Genomic DNA, 14,158 nt, shown 5'->3' with positions numbered 1-14,158 from the left:
CAGCGCCCGGCCGGCTCAGGCCGGGACCCAGCAGATCCCGTAGCGCTGGCCGGCGTCCCACTGCTCCGGCGTCGGGCTCTCCTGCGACCAGGTGAAGTCCAGGGGGTCGGACGCGTTGGCGCGCGCCGCGTCACCGCAGGGGCCGTCCATCCGGTCGGCCACGGCCTGCTTCGACGGCAGCTTCCTGCCGGGGATGTCGACGGTCGAGACGGCCTTCCACGCGTGCGTCGCCCCGCACCCCACCCGCTTGAACGCCCTGGTGCCGGGCGCGGCTGTGGCGCACATCGCGAGCGCCGGGGCGCCACCGAGGCCCTTCGTCACGCGCGGCAGCACGAGCAGACGACGCGGGCCGGCCACGACGACCAGGTCGCAGCGGAACCAGTCGGCACCGGCCTCCGCGTGCTTCGGGCTCGGCGTGAACCACACGGACCGGGCCATCGTCAGCCGCAGCTCCTGCGGCGTACGGCCCAGGTGCCTCGGCAGCCGCGCCGCGCATGTCGAGCGCGCCTGCTCCTGCGCGGCCCTCGAGTCGACGCGACGGACGTGCCCGGCCTTGGTCGCCAGCTTGAGCCGACCGACGAAGTAGGTCTCCGCGGTGTGCTTGCGCCGGCACCTCACCGGCTCGGTGCGGCCCACGACGCTGACGGCCTGCCCGAAGGACAGCAGGTGGCACTCACCGACCCGCGGCGTCGGGCCGGGGTCCGGCGGCGGGGTGCTCTCGGTCGGGCTGGGGGTCGACGTGGCTGACGGCGTCTGGTCGGCCGCCGGCTCGGTCGGCGTGGAGGTGCAGGCGCCGAGGGCCACCACCAGAGCCGCGAGCGCGGCGAGCCGCCTCATGTCATCACCAGGGCGGCCAGCGTCCCGCCCAGCTCGTACGCCGACTCGCACTCGCGCTCACCGACCTCGCCCAGCACCTCGAGGACCGGCGCCGACTGGCGCCAGCCGAGCGCACCGACGATCGACTGCACCGACCGGACCGCGCCCGTCGTGTCGTAGCGGCCGTGGACGTAGAGGCCGTAGGGCTTGCGCCCGCCCTCGACCGTCGACGCCGACCCGTCGTCGGCGAGCGCGCCGCCCGCCTGGAGGAAGATCGTGTCGAAGAAGTGCTTGAGCGCGCCGCTCATGTAGCCGAAGTTGGCCGGCGTCCCGAGCACGTAGCCGTCGGCCGCGAGCACGTCGTCGGCGTCGGCCTCGAGCGCGGCCCGGACCACCACCTCGACGTCGTCGATCGCGTCGTCCGACGCACCCGCGACCACGGCGTCGGTCAGCGCGCCGACCGACGGCGTGGGGGAGTGCTGGACCACCAGGAGTCGAGGCATGACGAGAGCCTACGAGGCGAGTACCGTCGATCGACGTGGGCTTCGAGGTGGCGGGTGAGGCGTACGACCGGTTCATGGGTCGCTACTCGCAGCCGCTCGCGCGGCGGCTGGCCGACTGGCTCGAGGTCGCGCCCGGGCAGCGCGCGGTGGACGTCGGGTGCGGACCGGGTGCGCTGACCGCCGTGCTGGTCGAGCGGCTCGGCGCCGACCACGTGGTCGCGGTCGACCCCAGCGAGCCGTTCGTCGCGGCCTGTCGCGAACGCTTCCCCGGTGTCGACGTACGACGAGGGGGCGCGGAAGAGCTGCCGTTCGACGACGACTCGGCCGACGTCGCGGCGGCATGCCTCGTCGTGCACTTCATGGCCGACCCCGTGGCAGGGCTGCGGGAGATGGCGCGCGTGACGCGTCCCGGCGGTTGGGTCGGGGCCACCGTGTGGGACCTCAGGGGCTCGCGCGCCCCGATGGCGCCGCTGTGGGAAGCCGTCGCCGAGCTCGAGCCGGAGCACCCCGGGGAACGCGAGTTCCAGGGCGGTTCGCGCGAGAGCCTGGTCGACGTCCTCGAGCGCGCCGGGCTGCGCGACGTCGAGGCGGTCGAGCTGGCGGTGACCGTCACGCACCCGACGTTCGAGGAGTGGTGGGAGCCCTACCTCCACGGCGTCGGCCCGGCCGGCGAGGCGGTCGCCGCGCTCGGACCCGACGGCCGCGAGCGGCTCGAGCGCGTGCTCCGCCGCAACCTCGGTGACGGCCCGTTCGACCTCACCGCCGTGGCGTACGCCGCCCGCGCGCGAGCCTGACCTGTCCACGTTGTGGCCGCGAGCGCGCCGCCGCGGCGCCGCGCGGGCTATCGTTGTCCCGTCATGATGCGCAGCCTCCTCCTTCGCCGCCGCAGCGAGGCCTGACCCGGCCCCCTCGTTGCGGAGTGTGGTGCGCGCCGGTCGCCCCGACCCGAGCAGACCGAGGAAGTCATGACCAACCTGAGCAACACCAGCAACCAGCAGGGCACCAGCCCGATGCCGTTCGGCCGCTACACCCCGTTCGTGCCCGTCGACGTACCGGACCGCACGTGGCCGACGAAGAAGGTCGAGAAGGCACCGCGGTGGCTCTCCACCGACCTCCGTGACGGCAACCAGGCGCTGATCGACCCGATGACGCCGGCCCGCAAGCTCACGATGTTCGAGCTGCTGGTGACGATGGGCTACAAGGAGATCGAGGTCGGCTTCCCGAGCGCCAGCCAGACCGACTTCGACTTCGTGCGCAAGCTCGTCGAGGAGGACCGGATCCCCGACGACGTACAGATCTCGGTGCTGACGCAGGCCCGCGAGGACCTGATCGAGCGCACCGTCGACTCGCTCGTCGGTGCGCCGCGGGCGACGATCCACCTCTACAACGCGACCGCGCCGCTGTTCCAGCGCGTCGTCTTCAACGTCACCCCCGACGAGTGCCGCAACATCGCGGTCCGCGGCACGGAGATGGTGATGAAGTACGCCGAGGAGCGCCTCGGCGACATCGTGGGCAGCGAGGACTTCGGCTACCAGTACAGCCCGGAGATCTTCACCCAGTCCGACACCGACTTCGCGCTGAGCGTGTGCGAGGCCGTCTCCGACGTCTGGCAGCCCGAGGCGGGCCGCGAGATCATCCTCAACCTGCCGGCGACCGTCGAGATGTCGACGCCCAACACCTACGCCGACCAGATCGAGTACTTCGGCCGCGGCCTGACCCGCCGCGAGCACTCCGCGATCAGCCTGCACCCGCACAACGACCGCGGCACCGCCGTCGCCGCCACCGAGCTGGGGCTGATGGCCGGCGCCGACCGAGTCGAGGGCTGCCTGTTCGGCCACGGCGAGCGCACCGGCAACGTCGACCTGGTCACCCTGGCGATGAACCTCTTCAGCCAGGGCATCGACCCGCAGGTCGACCTGGGCGACATCGACGAGGTCCGTCGTACGGTCGAGTACTGCACCAACCTGCCGGTCCACCCCCGTCACCCCTACGCGGGCGACCTCGTCTACACCGCGTTCTCCGGCTCCCACCAGGACGCCATCAAGAAGGGCCTGGAGGACCTCGACAGGAAGGCCGCGGCGCTGGGCGTCGACGTGCACGACCTCCCGTGGGAGGCGCCGTACCTGCCGATCGACCCCAAGGACGTCGGTCGGACCTACGAGGCCGTGATCCGGGTCAACAGCCAGTCCGGCAAGGGCGGGGTGGCCTACGTGCTGAAGTCCGAGCACAAGCTCGACCTGCCGCGACGCGCGCAGATCGAGTTCAGCCGGGTCGTCCAGCAGCACACGGACACCGAGGGCGGGGAGATCACGCCCGAGGAGATCTGGTCGGTCTTCCGCGCCGAGTACCTCGACCGCGAGGTGCCGCTCAAGCTCAACTCGGTCCACACCTCCAGCGCGGCCGGGGAGAAGGACCAGCTCACCGTCGGGGTGTACGTCGACGGCGAGCGGCGCGAGCTCACCGGCACCGGCAACGGCCCCATCGCCGCCTTCGTGGACGCCATCGCCGAGGTCGGGCACGACGTACGGGTGCTCGACTACGCCGAGCACGCGCTGTCGTCCGGCGGCGACGCCATCGCCGCGGCCTACGTCGAGTGCGCCGTCGGCGACAAGGTGCTGTGGGGGGTCGGGCTCGACGCCAACATCGTCACCGCCTCGCTGAAGGCCGTGATCAGCGCCGTCAACCGCGCCTGAGCGTTACATTCACGTCATGTTGGTGAGCGAGCGGATCGGACAGTTCTTCGTCGAGTCCGACGGCGGGCGCGACCGGCTGGAGTACACCGAGTACGGCTCGGGCGACCAGTGGGTCGTCCTGCTGCACGGCCTGCTCATGCCGCGGCGGATGCAGCAGCCGCTGGCACGAGCGATGGCCGCGCAGGGACTCCACGTCGTCACCCTCGACCTGCTCGGCCACGGCCGCTCCGACCAGCCGGCCGACCCGCTGGTCTACTCGATGACGGCCTTCGGGCGGCAGGTCGTGGCGCTGCTCGACCACCTCGGCGCAGAGCAGGCCGTCATCGGCGGCACGTCGCTGGGCGCCAACGTCTCGCTCGAGGTCGCGGTGATCGCCCCGGAGCGGGTCAAGGGCCTGATCGTGGAGATGCCGGTGCTCAACAACGCGCTCGTGGCCGGGATCCTGGCGTTCGTGCCGATCATGCTCGCGGCGCGCTACGTGCCGTTCACGGCCAACACCCTGCAGAAGGTCTCCCGCTCGGTGCCGCGTGGCCTCGTGCCGTTCTGGGCCGGGATCGGCCTCGACACGATCGACCACCGCGCCGACTCGATCGCCTCGCTGCTGCACGGCGTGATCTTCGGGCGCCTCGCGCCGTCGTCGCGGCTGCGCCGGCAGATCCAGGCCCCGACCTTCGTCGTGGGCCACCCGATCGACCCGATCCACCCCTTCGTCGACGCCGACATGCTCGCCGCCGAGCTGCCCCACGTCCGGATGGAGCGGGCGACCTCGATCCTCGAGTGGCGCTTCCGCCCGGACCGGCTCACGGCCGCCGCCATCGACTTCGCCCTCGACTGCTGGGCGACGCCAGCCGCCGCGAGCACGGCGCGCGCCCGGAAACGCTGACGCCGCCAGCCCGGTGCGGGACCGGGCGTGGGGGAGAATGGTCCCGTGCCCCTCTACCGCGACGAGGCGGTCGTGCTGCGCACCCACAAGCTGGGCGAGGCCGACCGCATCATCACCCTGCTGACGCGTCAGCACGGGCGGGTGCGCGCGGTCGCCAAGGGGGTGCGTCGTACGACGTCGCGCTGGGGCTCGCGCCTCGAGCCGTTCACCCACGTCGACCTCCAGCTCGCCGAGGGCCGCAGCCTCGACGTCATCACCCAGGCCGAGACCCTCGACCCGTTCCACGCGCGCCTCGGGCTCGACTACGACCGCTACACCGCAGGCACCGTGATGCTCGAGACCGCCGAGCGCCTCGTCACCGAGGAGAAGGAGCCCGCCGTCCAGCAGTTCCTGCTCCTGGTCGGTGGCCTCCGCGCGATGTCGGGCGGCGAGCACCCGGCCAAGCAGGTCCTCGACTCCTACCTGCTGCGCTCGCTGTCCGTCGCCGGTTACGCCCCGTCGTTCGACCACTGCGTCCAGTGCGGCGTCGAGGGACCGCACCGCTTCTTCAACCCCTCGGCCGGCGGCGTCCTCTGCGCCTCCGACCGGCTGCCGGGATCCGCGACCCCCGCCTCGGAGACCGTCACCGTCCTCGGCGCGCTGCTGGTCGGTGACTGGCCGGTGGTGCACGCCGCCGACCCGCGCCACCTGCGCGAGGCCAGCAACCTCGTCTCGGCCTACCTCGCCTGGCACCTCGAGCGGGGACTGCGCTCCATGGCCTACGTCGAGCGATGACGGCCACGTCGGTCGCCTTCTTCCGCAACCTCAACCTCGGGCAGCGCCGCAGCCCGGGGCGCGAGCAGCTGCTCGCGGCGTTCGCGGCGGAGGGCGCCACCGACGTCCTGAGCCACCAGTCCAACGGGACCGTCGCGTTCACCGCGCCGGGGGACCCGCAGCAGCTGGCCGACGCGGTCGCCGCGCGGCTGACCTCGGTCTGCGACTACGCCGACCTCGCCGTCGTACGCTCCGTGGCCTGGCTCGACGACCTGGGACTTGCCGCGCTGCCCGACGGCTGTGAGCTCACGCTGTACGACACCGACGATCCGTTCCCCGAGCAGCTGCCGTTCTTCGACGAGCGCGCGGCGGCGACCGTCCTCGTCGCCGACCGGCGTCACGCGATCGTTCAGAACCACGTCGAGCGCCGCAGCAACGGCACCCCGCTCCTCGAGAAGCTGCTCGACGTCTCCGCGACCTCCCGTGGCGCGGGCACGGTGCTGCGGCTGCTCGACCGGCTCTGACCCACCACTACGCTGGCGGCCGTGAAGCGACAGGTGAGGCGGCCGACCCCGCACCCGAGCGGCGCGACCCCGCCGCCGGTCCCGAAGGACCTGGTCCCCGAGCACGTCGCGATCGTGATGGACGGCAACGGCCGCTGGGCCAAGCAGCGTGGGCTGCCGCGCACCAAGGGCCACGAGGAGGGCGAGAGCACCCTCTTCGACGTCGTCGAGGGCGCGATCGAGATCGGCGTGAGGGCGATCAGCGCCTACGCGTTCTCGACCGAGAACTGGTCGCGCTCGCCCGACGAGGTGCGCTTCCTCATGGGCTTCAACCGCGACGTGATCCGCCGCCGCCGCGACGAGATGCACGAGCTCGGGGTGCGGGTGCGCTGGGCGGGCCGCGCGCCGCGCCTGTGGAAGTCCGTGATCAAGGAGCTCCAGGTCGCTGAGGACATGACGAAGGACAACGACGTCCTCACGCTGACCATGTGCGTCAACTACGGCGGCCGCGCCGAGCTCGCCGACGCGGCGAGGTCGATCGGACGCGAGGTGGCCGCCGGCCGGCTCGACCCCGACAGGATCGACGAGAAGACCTTCGCCCGGCACCTCTACGTGCCCGAGCTGCCCGACGCCGACATGGTGTGGCGCACCTCGGGGGAGCAGCGGCTGTCCAACTTCATGCTCTGGCAGGCCGCCTACAGCGAGATGGTGTTCACCGACGTGCTGTGGCCCGACGTGGACCGGCGACACCTGTGGTCGGCCATCGAGACCTACGCCAGCCGGGACCGCCGCTACGGCGGCGCGGTGCCCAACGAGACCTAGCGGCACTCTGGGCAGGTGCCGAAGATCTCCAGCGTGTGGCTGATGTCGGCGTAGCCGTGCTCGGCCGCGATCGCGTTGGTCCACCGCTCGACGGCGGGACCCTCCACCTCGATCGTGGCGCCGCACGAGCGGCACACCAGGTGGTGGTGGTGCGTGTCCGAGCAGCTGCGCCAGATCGCCTCGCCGTCCTCGTTGCGCAGCATGTCGACCTCGCCGGCCTCGGCGAGCGCGGCGAGCGTGCGGTAGACCGTCGCCAGCCCGACCGACTCGCCCTGCTGCGAGATCAGGTCGTGGATCTCCTGCGCGCTGCGGAAGTCGTCGAACCCGGCCAGGGCCGAGGCGACCGCCCGGCGCTGCCGGGTGGGCCGGACGGCGGGACGCTGCGGGTCAGTGCTCGTCATAGTGCTCTCCGTGCACCGCGTGCCGGTGGCCGTCGTGGACGTAGTCGACGTGGTCGCCGTGGGGGACCGCCGGGTGGCCGCAGTCGTCGCCGTGGGCGTGCGGGTGCTGGTCGGTGGAGCGGTGCGGTGTCGCCGTGACCTCGGGGAACGGTGCCATCAGGCGGCTGCGGCGTCGCAGCCAGATGCCGACGGGCCAGGTCGCGGTGAACATCGCCAGCGCCAGCAGCACGATCGTCGGACCGGGCGCCACCGGCACGGTGAACGACAGCCCGGCGCTCAGGAGCAGGCCGCCGACGGAGGCCGCGCAGCCGACGACCATCGCGCCGAGCAGGGTGGCGCGGAACGACCGTGCCAGCTGCTGCGAGGTCGCGACCGGCACGACCATCAGCGCGGAGACGAGCAGGAGGCCGACCGTGCGCATCGCGACGGTGATGCTGACCGCGGCGAGCACGGCGACGAGCAGGTTGTACGCCCGCACGCTGAGGCCCGCGACGCGCGCGAAGTCCTGGTCGCTCGCGACGGCGAACAGCTGCGGCGACAGCCCGATCACGACCACGAGCACGACGGCGGCCAGGACCACGGTGGACCACACGTCCCCGACCGAGATCGCGTTGAGCGAGCCGAACAGGTAGGTCTGCAGGGTCGCGGCGCCCTCGCGGGCGATCCCCGTGATCAGGACGCCGCCGGCCAGGCCGCCGTAGAACAGCAGCGCCAGGGCGACGTCGCCGTTGGTGTGGCCGCGCTCGCGGATGAGCTCCATCAGCGCCGCACCGAGCACGGCCACGACGACCGCGGTCCACGTCGGCGACGTGCCGGTGAGCAGTCCCAGCGCGACGCCGGTGACGGCGACGTGGCCGATGCCGTCGCCGAGCAGCGCGAGCCGTCGCTGGACGAGGAAGGTGCCGATCGCGGGCGCGGCGAGCCCGGTGAGCAGCGCGGCGATCAGCGCGCGCTGCATGAAGTCGTAGGAGAGCAGGTCGAGGAACGTCATGCCGTCACCTCCTCCGTCGCTCGAAGTCGAGCGGGGACGCCACGTGCGGGGCGTGGTCGTGCGTGCCCGCGTGGTCGAGATGGTCGGGGTGGTCGTGCGCGTGGTGGGTGTGCGAGGCGACCTCCTGCGACAGCGGGGGACCGTCGTAGGCCACCCGTCCGTCGCGCATCACCACCGAGCGGTCGATGAGCGGCATCATCGGGCCGATCTCGTGCGCGACCAGCAGGATCGTCGCGCCGCGCGCCTTGAGGCTGGCGAGGGCGTCCGCGAGCGCCTGCTGGTTGGGCAGGTCGACGCCGGCCGTCGGCTCGTCGAGCACCAGCAGGTCGGGCTCGCCCGCGAGCGCCCGCGCGATCAGGACGCGCTGCTGCTGGCCGCCCGAGAGCTGCGAGACGCCGTACGACGACCGCCCGGCGAGGCCGACCACCTCGAGCGCTGCCTCGACCGCCCGGCGGTCCTCGCCGCTGGTCGGCCGGAACAGCCGACGCCTCCCGACCCGGCCCGAGGCCACCACCTCGCGGACCGTGGACGGGACGCCGGTGGTGGCCGTCGAGCGCTGCGGCACGAAGCCGAGCCGCTGCCACTCGGCGAACTCGCCGAGCAGGGTGCCGAAGAGCCGGACCTCGCCGCGGGTGTGCGGGAGCAAGCCGGTGACGGTGCGCACGAGCGTGGACTTCCCCGACCCGTTGGGACCCAGCAGGGTCACCATCTCGCCGGCCCGCACGGCCAGGTCGACGTCGCGCAGGATCGGCCGGCCGCCGATGGAGACGGAGACCCGGTCGAGGGTGACGGGCGAGACCCGTGGCGTCGCTGCGGTCACGAGCAGCCGTTCGCCTTCTGCAGGGCGGTGAGGTTCTCGCGCATGAGGGAAAGGTAGTCCTCACCGGAGGTCTGGTCCGAGAGGCCCTCGATCGGGTCGAGCACCGCAGAGGTGATGCCGAGGTCGCCGGCGAGGGTGTCGGCCATCTTGGCGCTCACCAGCCGCTCGGAGAACACGGTGGTCACGCCGTCGCTGGTGATGAGCGACTGGAGGCGGGCCAGGTCGGCCGCGGTGGGCTCGGCGTCGGGGGAGAGGCCGGCGATCGACTCGAAGTCGAGGCCGTAGCGCGACAGGTAGCCGAACGCGTCGTGGCTGACGACGACCGTCGTCCGCTCGCAGGTCGCGAGGCCGTCGCTGAAGTCCTGGTCGAGGGCCTCGAGCTCGGTGCGCAGCGCCGCTGCGTTGTCGGCGTACGTCGTCGCGCCGTCGGGGTCGACGTCGGCGAGCTCGTCGGCGACGGCGTCCGCGAAGTCGGCCACCAGCAGCGGGTCGAGCCAGAAGTGGGGGTCCACGTCACCGTGCTCGTGGTCCGCGTGCTCCTCCTCGGACTCCTCCTCCGAGTGGTCGTCGTGGTGCTCCGCCGGGTGCAGCTCCAGTACCGAGGCGGCGTCGACGACCGGGGCGTCGGAGCCCTCGGCGGCAGCGTCGACGGCGGGCTGGAAGCCCTCCTCGAGGACGATGAGCCCGGCGTCCTCGAGCGCGGCGGTCTGGGCGATCGAGAGATCCAGGTCGTGCGGCTCCTGACCGGGCTGGGTGAGGTTGTCGACCGTCCAGGCGTCGCCCGCCACCCGCTCGGTCACCCACGCCAGGGGGTAGAACGACGCGACGGCCCGGCGACCGTCCGGGGCCTGGTCGCCACCCATCGCGCCGCACCCGGCAAGGAGGACGGAGGCGACGACGGCGCCGGCGAGGGGGGCGAGACGGGTGACGGGCAACATGAGAACGATTCTCACCACAGTTGAGAACCGTTGTCAAACAGGCGGGGTGGTCCAGTGGGTTCCGGTCGTCCCGCGATCTCCAGGACGACCGAAACCCACTGGACTAACCCCGGGGCCCCTAGGGTGGGCGCGTGCTCGTCGTGACCCGCCTGCGTACGCCGTCCGGACCCGGCGGCCCCGACCCGGCCGCGGAGGCCGAGCTCCGGCGCGGGCTCCTGCACGCCCTGGAGATCCTCGCGAGCAAGCCCGGCCACGTCGGGGGCGAGGTCGGCCGCAACGTCGACGACCCGACCCTCTGGGTGCTGACCACCCGCTGGGAGAACGTGGGGTCCTACCGCCGTGCACTGGGGTCGTACGAGGGCAAGATGCACATCCAGCCGCTGATGGTGCACGCCGTGGACGAGCCCAGCGCCTACGAGGTCGTGGAGGAGGGGACCGACCTCAACGAGTCGCAGCCCCGGTCGTTAGGCTGACCGCTCGCACAACGAGCACCGAGCCGGCAGCCAGCCGGCCCGACCAAAGGACCTGAACCGTGGCCAAGCCCGCCCCGACCGCCCTGGACAACGTCGTCTCCCTCGCCAAGCGCCGAGGTTTCGTCTACCCGTGCGGTGAGATCTATGGCGGCACGAAGTCCGCGTGGGACTACGGCCCGCTCGGTGTGGAGCTCAAGGAGAACATCAAGCGCCAGTGGTGGCGGTTCATGGTCACCCGCCGCGACGACGTCGTCGGCCTGGACTCCAGCGTCATCCTGCCGACGCGCACCTGGGAGGCCAGCGGCCACCTGAGCACGTTCAGCGACCCGCTCGTCGAGTGCCAGTCGTGCCACAAGCGGTTCCGCGAGGACCACCTGCAGGAGGACTACGCGGCCAAGAAGGGCATCGACGACCCCGACTCGGTCGACATCAACGAGTCCATCGCCTGCCCCAACTGCGGCACCCGCAACGCGTGGACCCCGCCGCGCAACTTCAACATGATGCTGAAGACCTACCTCGGCGTGATCGAGGACGAGTCCGGCCTGCACTACCTGCGCCCCGAGACCGCCCAGGGCATCTTCCTGAACTTCGCCAACGTGGTGACCTCGAGCCGCCAGAAGCCGCCCTTCGGCATCGCCCAGATGGGCAAGAGCTTCCGCAACGAGATCACCCCCGGCAACTTCATCTTCCGCACGCGCGAGTTCGAGCAGATGGAGATGGAGTTCTTCGTCAAGCCCGGCGAGGACGACGAGTGGTTCCGCTACTGGATCGAGGAGCGCACCCGCTGGTACGTCGACCTCGGCATCAACCCCGACAACCTGCGCCACTACGAGCACCCGCAGGAGAAGCTCTCGCACTACTCCAAGGGCACGACCGACATCGAGTACCGCTTCGGGTTCTCGGGTCGTGACTTCGAGGAGCTCGAGGGCATCGCCAACCGCACCGACTTCGACCTGCGCCAGCACAGCGAGTTCTCCGGCAAGGACCTGTCCTACTACGACCAGGCCGCCGACGAGCGCTACCTGCCCTACGTCATCGAGCCCGCGGCCGGCCTCACCCGCTCGCTGATGGCGTTCCTCATCGACGCTTACACCGAGGACGAGGCCCCCAACACCAAGGGCGGCGTCGACAAGCGGGTCGTGCTCAAGCTCGACCCGCGCCTCGCGCCGGTCAAGGTGGCGGTGCTCCCGCTCAGCCGCAACGCCGACCTGTCGCCCAAGGCCAAGGCCCTCGCCGCCGAGCTCCGCGAGAACTGGAACGTCGAGTTCGACGACTCCGGCGCCATCGGCCGCCGCTACCGCCGCCAGGACGAGATCGGTACGCCGTACTGCGTGACCGTCGACTTCGAGACGCTCGACGACGACGCGGTCACCATCCGCGAGCGCGACACGATGAGCCAGGAGCGGGTCAGCCTCGACGGCATCACCCGCTGGTTCGCGGACAAGCTCGTCGGCTGCTGATCGCCGGTCCACCGCTGGTCGAGGAGGTCGCGCAGCGACCGTCTCGAAACCAGGTGAGTGGTCTCGTGACAGGACGTCGTCCTTCCTCGACCAACGCGAGGGGCGCGAGCAGCAGCGAGCGCGTGTGACGATGTCGCCATGCGGCGCACCCACCTCGGCACGATGCCACTGGTCACGGCTCTCGTGCTGGGCGCCACGGGGTGCGCGCCGGACGACCCCGAGGCCTCGCCCGCACCTGCGGCGACCACCGCCGCCGACCCGGTCGCCGGGACGGACCCCGGCACCGACCTGCGGTTCGGCGAGGAGGCCACCGTCGTGTGGCAGCCCGAGGCCGACCTGGCCGGCGAGCTGGACGTGAGCGTCGACGCGGTGGCCGAGCAGGCGCCGTCGGTCTTCGATGGGTGGGTCAGCGAGGTGGTGCCGGACGCGCGGCCGTACTTCGTGACGGTCACCCTGGCCAACGCGGGCGAGTCCGACCTCGGCGGTCAGCAGGTGCCGATCTACCTGCGCGACGACGCCGGTTCCCTGGGCGCGCCGTGGACGCTCGGCGGCGACTTCTCCGAGTGCCAGAGCGGGCCGCTGCCGACGCCGTTCGACGCCGGTGCCGAGGCCGAGATGTGCCTGGTCTACCTCGTGCCCGACGGGGGCCGGGTCCGCGACCTGGTCTTCGAGCCGACCGAGGGCTACGACCCGATCACGTGGTCGGGCGAGGTGACGAGGCCGGCCGAGAAGGGGAAGTCCTCCGAGCCGAAGCAGGACAGGAAGAAGCACGGGTGATTTGAGGTCGGCGACGGCCCGCTCGACAATGGGGGCATGGCCGCTCTCCCCACCTCGCTGACCCTGGGCTCGGTCCGGGTGGACACGCCGGTGGTGCTGGCGCCGATGGCGGGCATCACCAACGCGGCCTACCGGCGTTTGTGCGCCGAGCAGGGGGCGGGTCTCTACGTCTGCGAGATGATCACCAGCCGCGGGCTGGTCGAGGGCGACGAGACCACCCGCAAGATGCTGGTCTTCGACGAGCTCGAGACGATCCGCTCGGTGCAGCTCTACGGCACCGACCCGGTCTACATCGGCAAGGCCGTCGAGATCCTCTGCGCCGACTTCGGCGTGGCCCACGTCGACCTCAACTTCGGCTGCCCGGTCCCCAAGGTGACCCGCAAGGGCGGCGGGGGAGCGCTGCCGTGGAAGCGTGGGCTCCTCGGCGAGATCCTCACGTCCGCCGTCGCTGCCGCGGCGCCGTACGACGTCCCGGTGACGATGAAGACCCGCAAGGGCCTCGACGACGACCACCTGACCTACCTCGACGCGGGCCGGATCGCCCAGGAGACCGGGGTCGCGGCGATCGCCCTCCACGGCCGCACCGTGCAGCAGGCCTACTCGGGCGAGGCCGACTGGGACGCCATCGCCGCCCTCGTCGAGCACGTCGACATCCCGGTGCTCGGCAACGGGGACATCTGGGAGGCCGCAGACGCGCTGCGGATGGTCGAGCAGACCGGTGTCGCAGGTGTCGTCGTGGGTCGCGGCTGCCTCGGCCGGCCGTGGCTCTTCCGCGACCTGGCCGCCGCCTTCCGCCCCTCCCCGGTGGTCGATGAAGGACGAAGTCCTGTCTCGAGACCAGGCCTGCCGACGCTCGGCGAGGTGAAGGTGATGATGCGCCGGCACGCCGAGCTGCTCTCCGAGCACATGGGGGAGGAGCGCGGCTGCAAGGAGTTCCGCAAGCACATCACCTGGTACCTCAAGGGCTTCCCCGCCGGCGGCGAGCTGCGCCACCAGCTGGCCCTCGTCGACTCGCTCGCCGCGCTCGACGTGCTGCTCGACGGCCTCGACGACGATGCTCCGTTCCCCGAGCGCGAGCTCGGCACGCCGCGCGGCCGGCAGGGTGCGCCGCGCAAGAAGGTGGTGCTCCCCGACGGGTGGCTCGACGACACGGACGGGCGCGGGTCCCAGCTGCGGGAGGACGCCGACGAGACCACGGGCGGCTGATCCGGGCTGAGAGCCGCCACCTGTCGCCGTACGCAGGCAATGCGTGGCGGGTGACCGGTGACACGCGTGATTTTGCTGTGAAGATTTGGGACTGGCCCGGAATCGTGTGCTCTACTCGA

16 protein-coding genes are annotated in these 14,158 nt (G+C 71.8%); 10 read left to right on the top strand and 6 right to left on the bottom strand.

Translation table 11 applies throughout. The annotated features are described in order from the left end of the window. Positions 1–15: 15 nt before the first annotated feature. Positions 16–837 carry a septum formation family protein gene (locus tag L2K70_RS18450; protein WP_236404746.1) on the bottom strand — a complete coding sequence of 274 codons (822 nt, stop codon included), beginning with the start codon at positions 835–837 and terminating at the stop codon, positions 16–18. After that, positions 834–1,319, bottom strand: coding sequence for an NAD(P)H-dependent oxidoreductase (locus L2K70_RS18445; RefSeq protein WP_236404745.1), 486 nt, complete (start codon positions 1,317–1,319; stop codon positions 834–836). Before L2K70_RS18445 ends, L2K70_RS18450 begins: the two co-directional genes overlap by 4 nt. Before the next feature lie 35 nt (positions 1,320–1,354). Between L2K70_RS18445 and L2K70_RS18440 the strand changes: the two genes are divergently transcribed. From L2K70_RS18440 to L2K70_RS18415, 6 genes are all read left to right on the top strand, one after another. Continuing rightward, positions 1,355–2,113: a class I SAM-dependent methyltransferase gene (locus L2K70_RS18440; protein WP_236404743.1), complete on the top strand. Its 759-nt coding sequence runs from the start codon at positions 1,355–1,357 to the stop codon at positions 2,111–2,113. 171 nt (positions 2,114–2,284) lie between these two features. Continuing rightward, positions 2,285–4,012 (top strand): 2-isopropylmalate synthase, encoded by a 1,728-nt coding sequence (gene leuA / locus L2K70_RS18435; protein WP_236404741.1) that lies wholly within the window; start codon positions 2,285–2,287, stop codon positions 4,010–4,012. Positions 4,013–4,028: 16 nt separating this feature from the next. Then, entirely contained in the window at positions 4,029–4,895 is an 867-nt protein-coding gene (locus tag L2K70_RS18430; protein ID WP_236404740.1) for an alpha/beta fold hydrolase, read from the top strand. A gap of 45 nt (positions 4,896–4,940) precedes the next feature. Further along, positions 4,941–5,669 carry a DNA repair protein RecO gene (gene recO / locus L2K70_RS18425; RefSeq protein WP_236404739.1) on the top strand — a complete coding sequence of 243 codons (729 nt, stop codon included), beginning with the start codon at positions 4,941–4,943 and terminating at the stop codon, positions 5,667–5,669. Further along, complete coding sequence (locus tag L2K70_RS18420; RefSeq protein ID WP_236404738.1) at positions 5,666–6,172, top strand: DUF1697 domain-containing protein; 507 nt, start codon at positions 5,666–5,668, stop codon at positions 6,170–6,172. The genes recO and L2K70_RS18420 overlap by 4 nt, the downstream gene beginning before the upstream one ends. A gap of 21 nt (positions 6,173–6,193) precedes the next feature. Beyond that, the gene (locus L2K70_RS18415; protein ID WP_236404737.1) at positions 6,194–6,973 is read left to right on the top strand and encodes an isoprenyl transferase; all 780 of its coding nucleotides are present in this window, start codon (positions 6,194–6,196) and stop codon (positions 6,971–6,973) included. Here L2K70_RS18415 and L2K70_RS18410 read toward each other — a convergent pair. From L2K70_RS18410 to L2K70_RS18395, 4 genes are read right to left on the bottom strand one after another with little or no spacing between them, the layout of a single operon-like run. Continuing rightward, positions 6,970–7,374: a Fur family transcriptional regulator gene (locus L2K70_RS18410; protein WP_236404736.1), complete on the bottom strand. Its 405-nt coding sequence runs from the start codon at positions 7,372–7,374 to the stop codon at positions 6,970–6,972. The genes L2K70_RS18415 and L2K70_RS18410 overlap by 4 nt on opposite strands. After that, positions 7,361–8,365 carry a metal ABC transporter permease gene (locus tag L2K70_RS18405; RefSeq protein WP_236404735.1) on the bottom strand — a complete coding sequence of 335 codons (1,005 nt, stop codon included), beginning with the start codon at positions 8,363–8,365 and terminating at the stop codon, positions 7,361–7,363. The genes L2K70_RS18410 and L2K70_RS18405 overlap by 14 nt, the downstream gene beginning before the upstream one ends. A 4-nt stretch (positions 8,366–8,369) precedes the next feature. Next, a complete protein-coding gene (locus L2K70_RS18400; RefSeq protein WP_236404734.1) occupies positions 8,370–9,185 on the bottom strand; it encodes a metal ABC transporter ATP-binding protein in 816 nt (271 codons plus the stop codon). Then, positions 9,182–10,123: a metal ABC transporter substrate-binding protein gene (locus L2K70_RS18395; RefSeq protein WP_236404733.1), complete on the bottom strand. Its 942-nt coding sequence runs from the start codon at positions 10,121–10,123 to the stop codon at positions 9,182–9,184. The genes L2K70_RS18400 and L2K70_RS18395 overlap by 4 nt, the downstream gene beginning before the upstream one ends. 131 nt (positions 10,124–10,254) lie before the next feature. Between L2K70_RS18395 and L2K70_RS18390 the strand changes: the two genes are divergently transcribed. From L2K70_RS18390 to dusB, 4 genes are all read left to right on the top strand, one after another. Then, positions 10,255–10,596 (top strand): antibiotic biosynthesis monooxygenase family protein, encoded by a 342-nt coding sequence (locus tag L2K70_RS18390; RefSeq protein ID WP_236404731.1) that lies wholly within the window; start codon positions 10,255–10,257, stop codon positions 10,594–10,596. A 59-nt stretch (positions 10,597–10,655) separates the two neighbouring features. After that, positions 10,656–12,056 carry a glycine--tRNA ligase gene (locus tag L2K70_RS18385; protein ID WP_236404729.1) on the top strand — a complete coding sequence of 467 codons (1,401 nt, stop codon included), beginning with the start codon at positions 10,656–10,658 and terminating at the stop codon, positions 12,054–12,056. 138 nt (positions 12,057–12,194) lie between these two features. Continuing rightward, on the top strand, positions 12,195–12,833 hold the full coding sequence (locus tag L2K70_RS18380) for a hypothetical protein (protein ID WP_236404728.1): 639 nt from the start codon (positions 12,195–12,197) through the stop codon (positions 12,831–12,833). 36 nt (positions 12,834–12,869) lie between these two features. Next, the gene (gene dusB, locus L2K70_RS18375; RefSeq protein WP_236404727.1) at positions 12,870–14,039 is read left to right on the top strand and encodes a tRNA dihydrouridine synthase DusB; all 1,170 of its coding nucleotides are present in this window, start codon (positions 12,870–12,872) and stop codon (positions 14,037–14,039) included. The last annotated feature ends 119 nt before the right edge of the window (positions 14,040–14,158 follow it).

The sequence above is a fragment of the Nocardioides potassii genome (assembly GCF_021648885.1).
In the GTDB taxonomy this organism is placed as follows: Bacteria; Actinomycetota; Actinomycetes; order Propionibacteriales; family Nocardioidaceae; genus Nocardioides; species Nocardioides potassii.
Note: the sequence above shows the minus strand (reverse complement) of the source record. Positions and strands in the feature narration are given on the sequence as shown.

What these genes read in the sequence shown, in the direction of transcription:
- L2K70_RS18380 (WP_236404728.1), top strand. Translation starts at nt 12,195, where the DNA reads ATGCGGCGCACCCACCTCGGCACGATGCCACTGGTCACGGCTCTCGTG.
- L2K70_RS18420 (WP_236404738.1), top strand. Translation starts at nt 5,666, where the DNA reads ATGACGGCCACGTCGGTCGCCTTCTTCCGCAACCTCAACCTCGGGCAG.
- dusB (WP_236404727.1), top strand. Translation starts at nt 12,870, where the DNA reads ATGGCCGCTCTCCCCACCTCGCTGACCCTGGGCTCGGTCCGGGTGGAC.
- L2K70_RS18405 (WP_236404735.1), bottom strand. Translation starts at nt 8,365, where the DNA reads ATGACGTTCCTCGACCTGCTCTCCTACGACTTCATGCAGCGCGCGCTG.
- L2K70_RS18395 (WP_236404733.1), bottom strand. Translation starts at nt 10,123, where the DNA reads ATGTTGCCCGTCACCCGTCTCGCCCCCCTCGCCGGCGCCGTCGTCGCC.
- L2K70_RS18445 (WP_236404745.1), bottom strand. Translation starts at nt 1,319, where the DNA reads ATGCCTCGACTCCTGGTGGTCCAGCACTCCCCCACGCCGTCGGTCGGC.
- L2K70_RS18430 (WP_236404740.1), top strand. Translation starts at nt 4,029, where the DNA reads ATGTTGGTGAGCGAGCGGATCGGACAGTTCTTCGTCGAGTCCGACGGC.
- L2K70_RS18410 (WP_236404736.1), bottom strand. Translation starts at nt 7,374, where the DNA reads ATGACGAGCACTGACCCGCAGCGTCCCGCCGTCCGGCCCACCCGGCAG.
- leuA (WP_236404741.1), top strand. Translation starts at nt 2,285, where the DNA reads ATGACCAACCTGAGCAACACCAGCAACCAGCAGGGCACCAGCCCGATG.
- L2K70_RS18450 (WP_236404746.1), bottom strand. Translation starts at nt 837, where the DNA reads ATGAGGCGGCTCGCCGCGCTCGCGGCTCTGGTGGTGGCCCTCGGCGCC.